Source organism: Kitasatospora sp. NPDC098663 (assembly GCF_044760075.1).
GTDB lineage: Bacteria > Actinomycetota > Actinomycetes > Streptomycetales > Streptomycetaceae > Kitasatospora.
Map to the genome: position 1 here is coordinate 89,039 of NZ_JBIWAP010000013.1, position 12,306 is coordinate 101,344.

Sequence of the window (12,306 nt, forward strand, 5' to 3'; positions counted from 1 at the left end):
CGGCCAATCCCTGTCCGTGCTCTGTCATTTCCTGCCATCGATTGTCATGCTTCTGCCCAAGCCCCGTCCGACATCCGTCACCCCCACCCGTCGACGGATCGTCAGGTACCGCACGGGAGCAGCACGTCCGCGCCCTACCGCCCCACGGCGCCAACCCCGGCGCCCCGGTACGCGGCGCAACCGCGCGCACACGCGGTTTCGTGGAAGGAACCCCCGCACGTGAAGCGAAAGCTGACAGCCGGCGCCATACTCTCCGCCACCGCCCTGCTCGCCGGCGTGATCCAGATCGCCATCGTCCCCGCCGCCCAGGCCGCCGCCCCGTCGCCGGAGCAGCAGCGCGCCGCGCTGCTCGCGGTGGCCGCCGGGCAGAGCAGCCCGGTCGCCCAGGCCCTGGCCCTCGGCGGCCAGGAGCGGCTGGTGGTCAAGGACGTCGTCGCGGACGCCAACGGCGAACGCCACCTGCGCTACGAGCGGACCTACGCCGGCCTGCCGGTGCTCGGCGGCGACCTGGTCGTCCACCAGCGCGCCGACGGCTCGGTGGACTCGGTCGACCGGGCCTTCGACGGCAGCCTGTCGCTCCCGAGCCTGGCCCCGGGCCTCGCCGCCGGGCAGGCGGCCGAGCGGGCCACCGCCGCGGTGCGGGCGACCGTCGGGACGGCCGCCGACGAGGACGAGGCGGCGCTCAGCCGGGTCGACGGCGCGGGCGCGGCCGAGCTGGTGGTGTGGGCGGCCGACGGCGCGCCGCGGCTGGCCCACCGCACGGTGGTCCACGGCGAGCGGGCCGACGGCACCCCGAGCAGCCAGCAGGTCGTCACCGACGCCGCCACCGGCGAGGTGCTGTCCACCCGCGAGCAGGTGCAGACCGCCTCCGGCACCGGCAAGGGCGTCAACGTCGGCACCGTCACGCTGACCACCACCCAGAGCGGCTCGACCTACTCGCTGAAGGACGCCACCCGCGGCGGCCAGTCCACCACCGACCTCAAGGGCGCCACCTCGGGCAACGGCACGCTGTTCGCCAAGACCAGCAACTCCTGGGGCAACGGCCTGGCCTCCAACCGCGAGTCCGCCGCCGTGGACGCCCAGTACGGCGCCGCGGCCACCTGGGACTACTACAAGAACACCTTCGGCCGCAACGGCATCAAGAACAACGGCGTCGGCGCCGCCAGCCGCGTCCACTACGGCTCCAACTACGTCAACGCGTTCTGGGACGACTCCTGCTTCTGCATGACGTACGGGGACGGCTCCGGCAACACCAACCCGCTGACCGCGATCGACGTCTCCGGCCACGAGATGACCCACGGCGTCACCTCCGCCACGGCGAACCTCAACTACTCCGGCGAGTCCGGCGGCCTCAACGAGGCCACCTCCGACATCTTCGGCACCATGGTCGAGTGGTCGGCCAACCTGCCCGCGGACCCGCCGGACTACCTGATCGGCGAGAAGCTCAACATCTTCGGCAACGGCAAGCCGCTGCGCTACATGGACAAGCCCTCCAAGGACGGCAGCTCCGCGGACTCGTGGTACTCGGGCGTCGGCAACCTCGACGTCCACTACTCCTCGGGCATCGCCAACCACTTCTTCTACCTGCTGTCCGAGGGCAGCGGCGCCAAGGTGGTCAACGGGGTCAGCTACAACAGCCCGACCTCCAACGGCTCGACGGTCACCGGCATCGGCCGGACCAAGGCGGCCGCGATCTGGTACCGCGCGCTGACCGTCTACATGACCTCCACCACCAACTACAAGGCCGCCCGCACGGCGACCCTGAAGGCCGCGACCGACCTGTACGGGGCCACCAGCACCGAGTACAAGACCGTGGCGGCCGCGTGGAGCGGCGTCAACGTCAACTAGTACCCCCCAGCCACCCCCGGTAAGAAACGGCGACAGGCTGCCGCGGCCCTTTGGGAGAGGAGGCCGCGGCAGCCTGTCGACCGTCGCGTGGCGGGCGCGCGTCCCTACGCGGTGGCCGGCTTCAGCTCGCCGCGCTCCTCCTTGGCGAGCATCCGCTCGGCGAAGAAGCCGCCGGTCGGCAGCACCGAGAGGACGAACAGCAGCACGCCGCGCTTGGCGTCCCACTTCTGCGCCTGCCAGGCCTGGATCCAGAAGACGACGTACAGGATGAACAGGATCCCGTGGACCATGCCCATCACCGGGACGCCGTCGAAGGACGTGGTCCGCTTCAGCACGGAGCAGATCAGCAGCAGGATGAACGAGACCCCTTCGGGGCCGGAGACCAGGCGCAGGCGGTGGACGGCGCTGCTGTTCACGATGGGTACCTCAATACGGGGGTCGGAGGCGTGCCTGCTTGTGAAGCGACTCACAAGCCTTCCGGCCATTATCACCGAGCACCTGTCCGAAGCCCCGGCCGGGGTGGGCACCGTGCCCGACGTCACAACCGCCGCGCCCGACACCGGCGCCACGGCCGTCGCGCCCGACCCCGCCACGGCCGTCGTGTCCGTGTCACAGCTGTGCGCCAGAACCCGGCTGGTCGCGCCGGCCCGTCACCCGCTGCCCCTATCCTGCTGCCCGCGCCCGACGCACCGGGCGCCGTAGACATCGGGCGACCGGGGGTAGCGACCACATGTTCAAGCGGGACTGGGACCGAAGGACCTGCGCCAAGCGCGGCCACACCACCTACGCGCCGACCGAGCCCGAGCTGGCCGCCCGGCTGCACGCCGCGACCGCCCTCGGCGACGCCTGGCGCTGCCTGCGCTGCGGCGACTTCGCGCTCGGCGCCCCGCACGGCTCCGGCCCGGCGCAGGACGCCCCGCTGGTGCCGCGCGGCAAGGCGCTGCGGGACCTCTTCATCCTGCGCTTCCTCGCCGTCGAGCGGGTGCTGCGCGGCCTGCTGATCATCATCGTGGCCTGGGCCGTCTGGAAGTTCTCCAACAGCCAGGACGCCGTGCACCGGGTCTTCGACGAGAACCTGTCGGTCTTCCGGCCGGTCACCGACCACTTCCACTGGGACCTCGAACACTCCCCGATCGTCGACACCATCCGCAAGACCTTCGACTACAAGAAGAGCACCCTGCTGATCGTCGCGGGCGCGCTGGTGGCCTACGCGCTGATCGAGATCGTCGAGGCGGTCGGCCTCTGGCTGGGCAGGCGCTGGGCCGAGTACCTCACCGTCGTGGCCACCGCCGCCTTCCTGCCGCTGGAGGGCTACGAGCTGAGCGAGCACGTCAGCGCCGTGAAGATCGGCACGCTGGTGCTGAACATCGCCGCGGTGCTCTGGATCATGCTGTCCAAGCGGCTGTTCGGGCTGCGCGGCGGTGTGGTGGCCTTCGAGGCGGAGCGCCACTCGGCCTCGCTGCTGGAGGTCGAGGAGGCGGCCGGCGCCGTCCCGCACGCCGCCCGGGGGGCGCACGCGCGGGCGTGACCGGCGCGTTTGTCGCAGACCGGTACCAGTTCCGCTCCCGCCCCTCCCCCTGCACCGGCCGCGCCCGCTAGATTGCGGCCGTGGCACAGTTCAGACTCCAGGGATCCCGGGTACTCGCGGTCGAGTTGGCCGGCGAGGCCGTCAAGGCCAGACACGGCTCGATGGTCGCCTACACCGGCCAGATGAGCTTCAAGAAGCTGACCGGCGGCGGGGACGGCCTGCGCGGCATGGTCGCCCGCCGGCTCACCGGCGAGCAGATGACCGTCATGGAGGTGAAGGGCCAGGGCACCTGCTACTTCGCCGACAAGGCCACCGAGATCAACCTGGTCCGGCTGAACGGCGAGACGCTGTTCGTCGAGGCGGACAACCTGCTCTGCACGGAGGGCTCGCTGCGCACCGGCACCACCTTCACCGGACTCAACGGCATGTCCTCCGGCAACGGCCTCTTCACCACCAAGGTGGAGGGCCACGGCTGGGCCGCCGTCACCTCGAACGGGCCCGCGATCATCCTGCGGGTCGGCCAGGGCCAGCCGCTGCGGGTGGACCCGGGCGCCTACGTGGCGCACACCGGCAGCCTGCACCGCAGCCTGAAGTCGGGCGCGGGCTGGACCACGGTGATCGGCGAGGGCGGCGGCGAGGCCGTCCAGGTGGAGTTCACCGGAGAGGGCCTGGTGTACGTGCAGCCGTCGGAGAAGGTCACCATCGGGGGCGACGTCTGATGGGCTTCACGAAGATCAACGGCAAGATGGTCGAGGCCGTGGTGCTGCCCGGGCAGCGGCTGTTCAGTCAGCGCGGCGCCATGCTCGCGTACAGCGGGGACGTCCGTTTCACGCCGAACATCACCGGCGGGCAGGGCGGCGTGATGTCGATGATCGGCCGCCGGGTGGCCAACGAGGACACCCCGCTGATGACCGTCGAGGGCCAGGGCCGGGTGATGTTCGGCCACGGCGGCCACCACGTGCACGTGATCGACCTGGCCGGCGACACCCTGTACGTCGAGGCGGACCGGCTGCTGGCCTTCGAGGGCACGCTGCGCCAGTCCACCATGTTCATGGGCTCGCAGGGCGGGGTGATGGGCATGGTCCGCGGTCAGGTCACCGGCCAGGGCCTGTTCACCACCCAGCTGGACGGCAAGGGCTCGGTCGCGGTGATGGCGCACGGCGGCGTCTTCGAGCTGCCGATCGTCCCGGGCCGGCCGGTGCACGTCGACCCCCAGGCGTACGTGGCGCACCGCGGCCAGGTGCAGAACAAGCTGTCCACGGCGCTGGGCTGGCGCGACATGATCGGCCGCGGCTCCGGCGAGGCCTTCCAGCTGGAGCTGTCCGGACAGGGCGCGGTGTACGTCCAGGCGAGCGAGGAGAAGCTCTGATGTCCTACCCGCCGCAGCCCCCGTACGGGCAGTCACCGTACGACCAGCCGACCCAGCCCGGCTTCGCCGCCCCTCCCCCGCCGGGCTACGCGCCGCCGCCCGCGCAGGGCTACCCCCAGCAGGGCGGCTACCCGCCGCCACCTCCCCCGCAGCAGCCCCAACAGGCCTACGCCCAGGAGCAGTTCGGCGGCCCGCAGGCCCCGCTGCCGAGTGCGCACGGCGGCTCCGGCCCGGTGGTGCACGACGCGTACACCCTGCCGGTGAACGACAACGTCAACCCGTACGCCTTCTCGGTCGACCTGAACGGCTCGTACTTCCTGCAGAAGGGCAAGATGGTCGCCTACTACGGCGACATCACCTTCAAGGGCGTCGGCGCCGGCATGCTGGACCGGGTGATCGGCCAGAACTTCAACTCGCCGATGCACGCGGCGGACTGGGTGGTCGCCCAGGGCCGCGGCAAGCTGCTGCTGGCCGACCGGGCCTTCGACCTCAACTCCTACGACCTGGACGACGGCAACCTGACCGTCCGCTCCGGCAACCTGCTGGCCTTCGACCCGTCGCTGCGGCTCAAGCAGTCGATCATCCCGGGCTTCCTGACCCTGCTCGGCACCGGGAAGTTCGTCGCCGCCTCCAACGGGCCGGTGCACTTCGTCGAGCCGCCGATCCGGGTGGACCCGCAGGCGCTGGTCGGCTGGGCGGACTGCCCGGCGCCGTGCCACCACTACGACCACGACTACATGCACGGACTGATCGGCGGCATCCGGCGGCTGACCGGGCTGGGCGGGGCCTCCGGCGAGGAGCACCAGTTCGAGTTCATCGGCGCCGGCCAGGTGCTGCTGCAGTCCAGCGAGAAGCTGATGGCCGAGCGGTCGGTGGGCCAGGTGGACGCCGAGGCGGGCGTGCCGGTGGGCGGGGTGCCGTCGCAGCCGGCGGCGTCGGGCCACGGCGGGGGCAACCTCAACGTGCCGGGTCTCGGCAATCTGGGCGATCTGGGGCGACGTTTCGGCCTGTAAACTTGTACAAGATTGAACTAAATAGGGTATGCTGAGCCCATGGATACGCACACGATCAACACTGCGGACACCCCTCCGTCGCAGCCCGAGGAGGAGACTCCCTGGCTGACCGCCAGGGAGCAGCGGATGTGGCGCGCCCATCTGGAGGTCGCCAAGCTGCTGGAGTACCAGCTCAGCCGTGAACTCCAGCCGCACAACCTGGCGATCAACGACTACGAGATCCTGGTCGTGCTCTCCGAGGCCCCCGACCGCCGGATGCGGATGACCGACCTCGCCACCGCCACCCTCCAGTCCAAGAGCCGGCTCTCGCACCAGATCACCCGGATGGAGAACGCCGGTCTGGTGCTGCGCCAGGAGTGCCCCGGCGACCGCCGCGGCCTCTACGCCCACCTCACCGAGCACGGCTGGGAGACCATGCAGCGGGTCGCCCCCGACCACGTGCGCAGCGTCCGGGCCCACTTCATCGACCGCTTCACCCAGGAGCAGCTCGACGCCATGTACGAGGCCCTCGCCCCGGTCGCCGAACACCTGCGCGGCCTGCGCGGCCGCGCCTGACGCGCCGCCCCCCAGCACACCGGGGCCGGCCCCACCGGGGGCCGGCCCCGCGCCGTCCTCAGCCCCGGGTGAGGCCGGCCACGAGTTCGTCGGCCGCGCCGTACGGGTCCAGTTCGCCCGCCACCACCCGCTCGGCCAAGCCGGCCAGGTGGCGGTCCCCGCGCAGGTCGCCGATCCGGGTGCGCAGTTCGGCCAGCGCGATCGCCTCGATCTCGTCGGAGGCCCGGCGGCGGCGGCGTGCCGCCAGTTCGCCGTGCTCCTCCAGCCAGGCGCGGTGCTTCTCCAGCGCCTCGACCAGTTCGTCGACGCCCTCGCCGCGGGCGGCGACGGTCTTGACGATCGGCGGGCGCCAGTCCCCCGCCCCGCGGGCCTCGCCGAGGCCGAGCATGTGGTTGAGCTCGCGAGCGGTGGCGTCGGCGCCGTCCCGGTCGGCCTTGTTGACCACGAAGACGTCGCCGATCTCCAGGATCCCGGCCTTGGCGGCCTGGATGCCGTCGCCCATGCCGGGGGCGAGCAGCACCACGGTGGTGTCGGCCTGGGCGGCGATCTCCACCTCGGACTGGCCCACCCCGACGGTCTCGACCAGGATCACGTCGCAGCCGGCCGCGTCCAGCACCCGCAGGGCCTGCGGCGCCGTCCAGGACAGCCCGCCGAGGTGGCCGCGGGTGGCCATCGAGCGGATGAACACCTCGGGGTCGGTGGCGTGGTCCTGCATCCGGACCCGGTCGCCGAGCAGCGCGCCGCCGGAGAACGGCGAGGACGGGTCGACGGCCAGCACCCCGACCCGCTTGCCGAGCCGCCGGTAGGCGGAGACCAGCGCCGAGGTCGAGGTGGACTTGCCGACCCCGGGCGAGCCGGTCAGGCCCACCGTGTAGGCCTGCCCGGTGTACGGCGCGAGCGCGGCCATCGCCTCGCGCAGTTGCGGGGCGGCGTTCTCGACCAGCGTGATCAGCCGGGCGACCGCCCGCGGCCGGCCCTCCCGGGCCTGTTCGACCAGCGTGGCGACATCGATCATCGGGAGCTCCTAGCGCGGATGCCTTCGGGGCCGCGGCGCCGCTCGTGGCGGTCCGCAGCCCCGAAGGCATGTCAGCTGATCAGGCCTTCGGGCTGGCGTCCTTGGGGACGCGCACGATCAGGGCGTCGCCCTGGCCGCCGCCGCCGCACAGCGCGGCCGCGCCGACCCCGCCGCCGCGCCGCTGGAGCTCCAGCGCCAGGTGCAGCACCACGCGGGCGCCGGACATCCCGATCGGGTGGCCGAGCGCGATCGCGCCGCCGTTGACGTTGACGATGTCCGAGGAGACGCCCAGGTCCTTGGTCGACTGGTGGGCGACGGCCGCGAACGCCTCGTTGATCTCGATCAGGTCGAGGTCGGAGACCTCCAGGCCCTCCTTGGCCAGCGCGTGCCTGATCGCGTTGGACGGCTGCGACTGCAGCGAGTTGTCCGGGCCCGCCACGTTGCCGTGCGCGCCGATCTCGGCGATCCAGCTCAGGCCCAGTTCCTCGGCCTTGGCCTTGCTCATCACGACCACCGCGGCCGCGCCGTCGGAGATCTGCGAGGAGGTGCCGGCCGTGATCGTGCCGTCCTTGGCGAACGCCGGACGCAGCTTGGCCAGGCCCTCGACGGTGGTGTCCGCGCGGATGCCCTCGTCCTGGCCGAACAGCACCGGCTCGCCCTTGCGCTGCGGGATCGCGACCGGGGTGATCTCCGCGTCGAAGACGCCGTCGGCCTGCGCCTTGGCGGCCCGCTGGTGGGAGGCCGCGGCGATCTCGTCCTGCACCTCGCGGGCGATGCCCAGCCGGGTGTTGTGCTTCTCGGTGGACTCGCCCATCGGGATGTTCTCGTAGGCGTCGGTGAGGCCGTCGTGGGCCATCGAGTCGAGCATCCCGATCGCGCCGTACTTGTAGCCCTCGCGGGACTTCGGCAGCAGGTGCGGGGCGTTGGTCATCGACTCCTGGCCGCCGGCCACCACGACGTCGAACTCGCCGGCCCGGATCAGCTGGTCGGCCAGCGCGATGGCGTCCAGGCCGGAGAGGCAGACCTTGTTGATGGTGAGCGCCGGGACGCTCATCGGGATGCCGGCCTGGACGGCGGCCTGGCGGGCCGGGATCTGGCCGGCGCCGGCCTGCAGCACCTGGCCCATGATCACGTACTGGACCTGCTCACCCGTGATGCCGGCCCGCTCCAGCGCGGCCTTGATCGCGAAACCGCCGAGGTCGGCACCGGAGAAGCCCTTGAGGGAACCGAGCAGGCGACCCATCGGGGTCCGCGCACCGGCAACGATCACAGAGGTGGTGTTGGTCATGGGACGAGCCCCTTCGCACGTCGTGGCCAGGTGAGGATGCGCTCAATGTACTGACCTGTTACCCGCCCGTCACCGGAGCGACGGTGTGATCGAGCGCACTGGCACCTTCCAGTCAACACCGTGTCAACGCGGCCCGGGTGAACCCCGGCGTCCGCCCCGGGCGAGCCCCCGGTGCGCGGCCCGGGTGGACCCCCGGCGTGTGAGCAGACTCGCACGTCCGGCGCTGGCGCCGGTCAGCGGCGATGCGCTGCACTGGTGCCACCTGGTTCCCGAGGTACCCAACCCGCCCCCGGAGGTCGCCGTGCTGACCCGTATCGACCACATCGGCATCGCCTGCCGCGACCTCGACAAGACGGTCGAGTTCTACCGCGCCACCTACGGCTTCGAGGTGTTCCACACCGAGGTCAACGAGGAGCAGGGCGTCCGCGAGGCCATGCTCAAGATCAACGACACCGGTGACGGCGGCGCCTCCTACCTCCAGCTGCTGGAGCCCACCCGGCCCGACTCGACCGTCGCCAAGTGGCTGGAGAAGAACGGCGAGGGCGTGCACCACATCGCCTTCGGCACCGCCGACGTGGACGGCGACGCCGAGGCCGCCCGGGCCAAGGGCGTGCGGGTCCTCTACGACGAGCCCCGGATCGGCTCGATGGGTTCGCGGATCACCTTCCTGCACCCCAAGGACTGCGGCGGCGTCCTGACCGAGCTGGTCACTTCCGCCGAACCGGGCGCCCACGACGCCCACTGACCCCCGCCAGGTGCCGCCCACGACCGGGCGGCACCCCCCGATCACCGGTCATGACCCGTCAGTAACCTCGTCCGACAGCCGGAAAACCACCACGCGGCCATTCCCCCGCAGTGCGCTCCCACTACAATGCCCAGGTGCGCGAAGGCTCCGGGGGACGGAGGCGACGAGCACGGCCGATGACAGGCCCGTCCGCCCAACGGTGGCCGGCCCGTCGCAGGGGAGTCCACAACGCGGGCACGGCTGAACAGTCGCAACACTGATCTGTCACCATTCTCCACAAGGCAAGAGTTCGCCCAGGAGTCCACCCGGACGGGGGAACGCGGCATCACCGCGCTTCCACGCCCAGGGCTCCGACGACCGCGGCGGGCGGCCCCGGCTTGACCGGCGGGCCGTCCACCGGCTGCGGATGCAAGGAGCCAGTCGGACCAGTACCCGGACAACGGGTGCCCTGGACCGGCCGGGTCGAGGACGCGACCAGGAGATGGATGGGACCGCGGAGTGCGGGGCAACGACCGCTACGAGGTTGACGATCACCTCTCCCAGTTCGAGGCCGAGATGGGTCGGACTCGAAAGGAGCGGGACAAGGCAGTCGAGCATGCCGAGGACCTCGCCTACCAGGTGGAGGTGCTCCGGGCCAAGCTGCACGAGTCCCGCCGCATGCTCGCCCAGCCGCGCGCCTTCGACGCCGTCTCCGGCCAGGCCGAGCAGATGCTCCGCACTGCCGAGATGCAGGCCCAGCAGCTGCGCGCCGACGCCGAACGCCAGCTGCGCGACTCCCAGGCCGCCACCCAGCGGATCATGGCCGAGGCCGCCGAGCGCACCGCCCGACTGGAGGCCGAGCTCACCGCCCGCCGCCGCCAGCTGGAGGACGAGCTCACCGAGCTGCGCCGCACCGCCGAGCAGCACGTCAACGGCTGGGCCGAGCAGACCAGGACCGGCTCCGAGCAGGAGGCCCAGCGCCTGCTCCAGGACGCCCGCGCCGAGGCCGAGCGCATGGTCGCCGCCGCCCGCGCGGAGGCCGTCGCGCTCTCCGACCAGGCCCGCGCCCAGACCGCCGCCGACGTCGACGCCGCCCGCGGCGAGGCCCAGGCCGCCGCCGAGGCCGCCATCCAGCGGGCCCAGAGCGACGCCGAGCGCCTGCTGCGCGCCGCCTCCGAGCACGCCCAGCAGGCCGGCGCCCAGGCCGCCGCCGACGTGGACGCCGCCCGCGGCGAGGCCCAGCAGCAGCTGGCCGCCGCGCACGCCGCCGCCGAGCAGCAGCTCGCCGTCGCGAAGGGCGAGATCGGCCGGCTCAAGGAGCAGGCCTCCGCCGAGCAGATCCGGGCCGAGCAGCAGCTCGCCCACGCCCAGGCCGAGATAGAGCGGCTGCGTGCCGAGGCGATCGCCGAGGCCGAACGCACCCGCCGCGAGTCCGCCGAGCTGCGGGCCCAGGCCGAGCAGGCCGCCGAACAGCTCCAGGCCGACGCCGAGGCCGCCGCCGAACGCAAGGCCGCGGACGGCGAGGCCGCCAACGAGCAGCGCTCGCAGACCGCCCGTGCCGAGGTCGCCCGGATGGTCGCCCACGCCACCAAGGAGGCCGAGGCGATCCGCGCCGAGGCCGCCACCAAGCAGGCCGAGGCGGAGGCCGCCAAGGCCGCCGCCGCCGAGGAGAGCGAACGGCTGCGGGCCACCGCCGAATCGGTGGCCGGCGAGCTGCGCGCCGAGGCCGAGGCCGCGATCGCCGAACTGCGCGCCCAGGCCGACCGGGACGTCGCCGAACTCCGCGCCCACGCCGAGGCCGAGGCCCAGCGGCTGCGCCACGCGGCCGAGGAGGAGGGCCGGGCAGCCGGCGCCAAGGACGCCACCGTCCACCTCGCCAAGGCTGCCAAGACCGCCGAGGAGGTGCTCGGCCAGGCCGACCAGGACGCCGAGACCGCCCGCACCGAGGCCGCCACCGAGGCCGAGCGGATCCGCACCGAGGCCGCCGCCGAGGCGCAGCGCCTGCGCGAGCAGGCCCAGGCCGCCGTCGAGCAGGCCCAGAACGCCGCCCTCGACGACGCCGCCGCGATCCGCGAGCGGATCGAGCAGATGCAGGACGAGGCGGCCCGGCTGCGGGCCGAGGCCGAGGAGCTGCGCGCCCAGGCCGCCGCCGAGGCCGACCGGGTGCGCGGCGAGGCCCGCCGCCAGGCCGTCGTGCAGATCGAGGAGTCGGCGAAGAACGCCGAGGAACTGCTCACCAGGGCCAAGACCGACGCCGACGAGCTGCGCGCGGGCGCCGCCGGGGAGATCGAGCGGCTGCGCGCGCAGGCCCAGGAACAGGCCGCCGAGACCCAGGGCCGGGCCGAGCAGACCCTCGCCCGGGCCCGCACCGAGGCCGAGAAGACCACCACCGCCGCCGAGCAGCAGGGCCAGGACGCCCTCGCCGCCGCCAAGGCCGCGGCCGCCGAGAACCGCGCCGCCGCCGAGCGCGAGACCGCCGAACTCCGCCGGGACGCGACCGAGTTCGACCAGCGGGTCCGGGCCGAGGCGACCGCCGCCGCGACCGCCCTCAGCGCCGACGCGCAGGCCGAGGCGAGCGCCGTCCGGGACGCCGCGGTGGCCGACGCCGAGCGCGTCCGCACCGAGGCCGACGCCGAGGCGGCCCGTACCCGGGGCGAGGCCGAGGCCGCCGCGAACGCGCTGCGAGAGGAGAGCCGGCGCGAGCACGAGGAGGCCGCCGCCGGGCTGCACCGCGAGCGCGAGGAGACCGCCGAGCAGCTGGCCGCCGCCCAGGCCGCCCACGAGCAGGCCGAGCAGACCGCGACCGAGCTACGGGCCCTCGCCGAACGCGAGAGCGCCGAACTGCGCGAGCTGGCCGAGCGGGAGAGCGCCGAACTGCGCGAGCTCGCCGACCGCGAGACCACCGAACAGCGCACCGCCGCCGAGGCGTACGCCGCCGACGTCCGGGCCAAGGCCGAACAGGCCGC

Annotated in this window: 10 protein-coding genes and 1 pseudogene; 8 read left to right on the plus strand and 3 right to left on the minus strand. The window is 72.9% G+C overall.

The features are described from left to right. Positions 1–219: 219 nt before the first annotated feature. Positions 220–1,848, plus strand: coding sequence for a M4 family metallopeptidase (locus ACIQVZ_RS16635; protein ID WP_402450606.1), 1,629 nt, complete (start codon positions 220–222; stop codon positions 1,846–1,848). A gap of 104 nt (positions 1,849–1,952) precedes the next feature. Here ACIQVZ_RS16635 and ACIQVZ_RS16640 read toward each other — a convergent pair whose 3' ends face one another. Then, positions 1,953–2,264, minus strand: a complete 312-nt coding sequence (locus ACIQVZ_RS16640) for a DUF3817 domain-containing protein (RefSeq protein WP_371517107.1) — start codon at positions 2,262–2,264, stop codon at positions 1,953–1,955. A 314-nt stretch (positions 2,265–2,578) separates the two neighbouring features. On the opposite strand from ACIQVZ_RS16640, the gene ACIQVZ_RS16645 reads away from it, so the two are divergent. The 5 genes from ACIQVZ_RS16645 (at position 2,579) to ACIQVZ_RS16665 (ending at position 6,313) form a co-directional block, all read left to right on the plus strand. Next, on the plus strand, positions 2,579–3,376 hold the full coding sequence (locus tag ACIQVZ_RS16645) for a DUF2127 domain-containing protein (protein ID WP_350879577.1): 798 nt from the start codon (positions 2,579–2,581) through the stop codon (positions 3,374–3,376). A gap of 80 nt (positions 3,377–3,456) precedes the next feature. Then, complete coding sequence (locus ACIQVZ_RS16650) at positions 3,457–4,095, plus strand: AIM24 family protein (RefSeq protein WP_079135621.1); 639 nt, start codon at positions 3,457–3,459, stop codon at positions 4,093–4,095. After that, on the plus strand, positions 4,095–4,745 hold the full coding sequence (locus ACIQVZ_RS16655) for an AIM24 family protein (protein WP_350879578.1): 651 nt from the start codon (positions 4,095–4,097) through the stop codon (positions 4,743–4,745). The genes ACIQVZ_RS16650 and ACIQVZ_RS16655 overlap by 1 nt, the downstream gene beginning before the upstream one ends. 203 nt (positions 4,746–4,948) lie before the next feature. Continuing rightward, positions 4,949–5,758, plus strand: a complete 810-nt coding sequence (locus ACIQVZ_RS16660) for an AIM24 family protein (RefSeq protein WP_402450728.1) — start codon at positions 4,949–4,951, stop codon at positions 5,756–5,758. Positions 5,759–5,797: 39 nt separating this feature from the next. Then, positions 5,798–6,313 carry a MarR family transcriptional regulator gene (locus ACIQVZ_RS16665; RefSeq protein WP_350879579.1) on the plus strand — a complete coding sequence of 172 codons (516 nt, stop codon included), beginning with the start codon at positions 5,798–5,800 and terminating at the stop codon, positions 6,311–6,313. A gap of 58 nt (positions 6,314–6,371) precedes the next feature. On the opposite strand, the gene meaB is transcribed toward ACIQVZ_RS16665, so the two are convergent. Together meaB and ACIQVZ_RS16675 are read right to left on the minus strand one after the other, a co-directional pair. Beyond that, positions 6,372–7,328: a methylmalonyl Co-A mutase-associated GTPase MeaB gene (gene meaB / locus ACIQVZ_RS16670; protein ID WP_350879580.1), complete on the minus strand. Its 957-nt coding sequence runs from the start codon at positions 7,326–7,328 to the stop codon at positions 6,372–6,374. A 79-nt stretch (positions 7,329–7,407) separates the two neighbouring features. Next, positions 7,408–8,616 carry an acetyl-CoA C-acetyltransferase gene (locus ACIQVZ_RS16675; protein ID WP_350879581.1) on the minus strand — a complete coding sequence of 403 codons (1,209 nt, stop codon included), beginning with the start codon at positions 8,614–8,616 and terminating at the stop codon, positions 7,408–7,410. Positions 8,617–8,917: 301 nt separating this feature from the next. Here ACIQVZ_RS16675 and mce point away from each other — a divergent pair, with 301 nt between their 5' ends. After that, a complete protein-coding gene (gene mce, locus ACIQVZ_RS16680; protein WP_402450731.1) occupies positions 8,918–9,361 on the plus strand; it encodes a methylmalonyl-CoA epimerase in 444 nt (147 codons plus the stop codon). 498 nt (positions 9,362–9,859) lie between these two features. Beyond that, positions 9,860–12,306 (plus strand): annotated as a pseudogene (locus tag ACIQVZ_RS16685) (hypothetical protein); the annotation flags it as partial.

What these genes read in the sequence shown, in the direction of transcription:
- ACIQVZ_RS16645 (WP_350879577.1), top strand. Translation starts at nt 2,579, where the DNA reads ATGTTCAAGCGGGACTGGGACCGAAGGACCTGCGCCAAGCGCGGCCAC.
- ACIQVZ_RS16655 (WP_350879578.1), top strand. Translation starts at nt 4,095, where the DNA reads ATGGGCTTCACGAAGATCAACGGCAAGATGGTCGAGGCCGTGGTGCTG.
- ACIQVZ_RS16665 (WP_350879579.1), top strand. Translation starts at nt 5,798, where the DNA reads ATGGATACGCACACGATCAACACTGCGGACACCCCTCCGTCGCAGCCC.
- meaB (WP_350879580.1), bottom strand. Translation starts at nt 7,328, where the DNA reads ATGATCGATGTCGCCACGCTGGTCGAACAGGCCCGGGAGGGCCGGCCG.
- ACIQVZ_RS16675 (WP_350879581.1), bottom strand. Translation starts at nt 8,616, where the DNA reads ATGACCAACACCACCTCTGTGATCGTTGCCGGTGCGCGGACCCCGATG.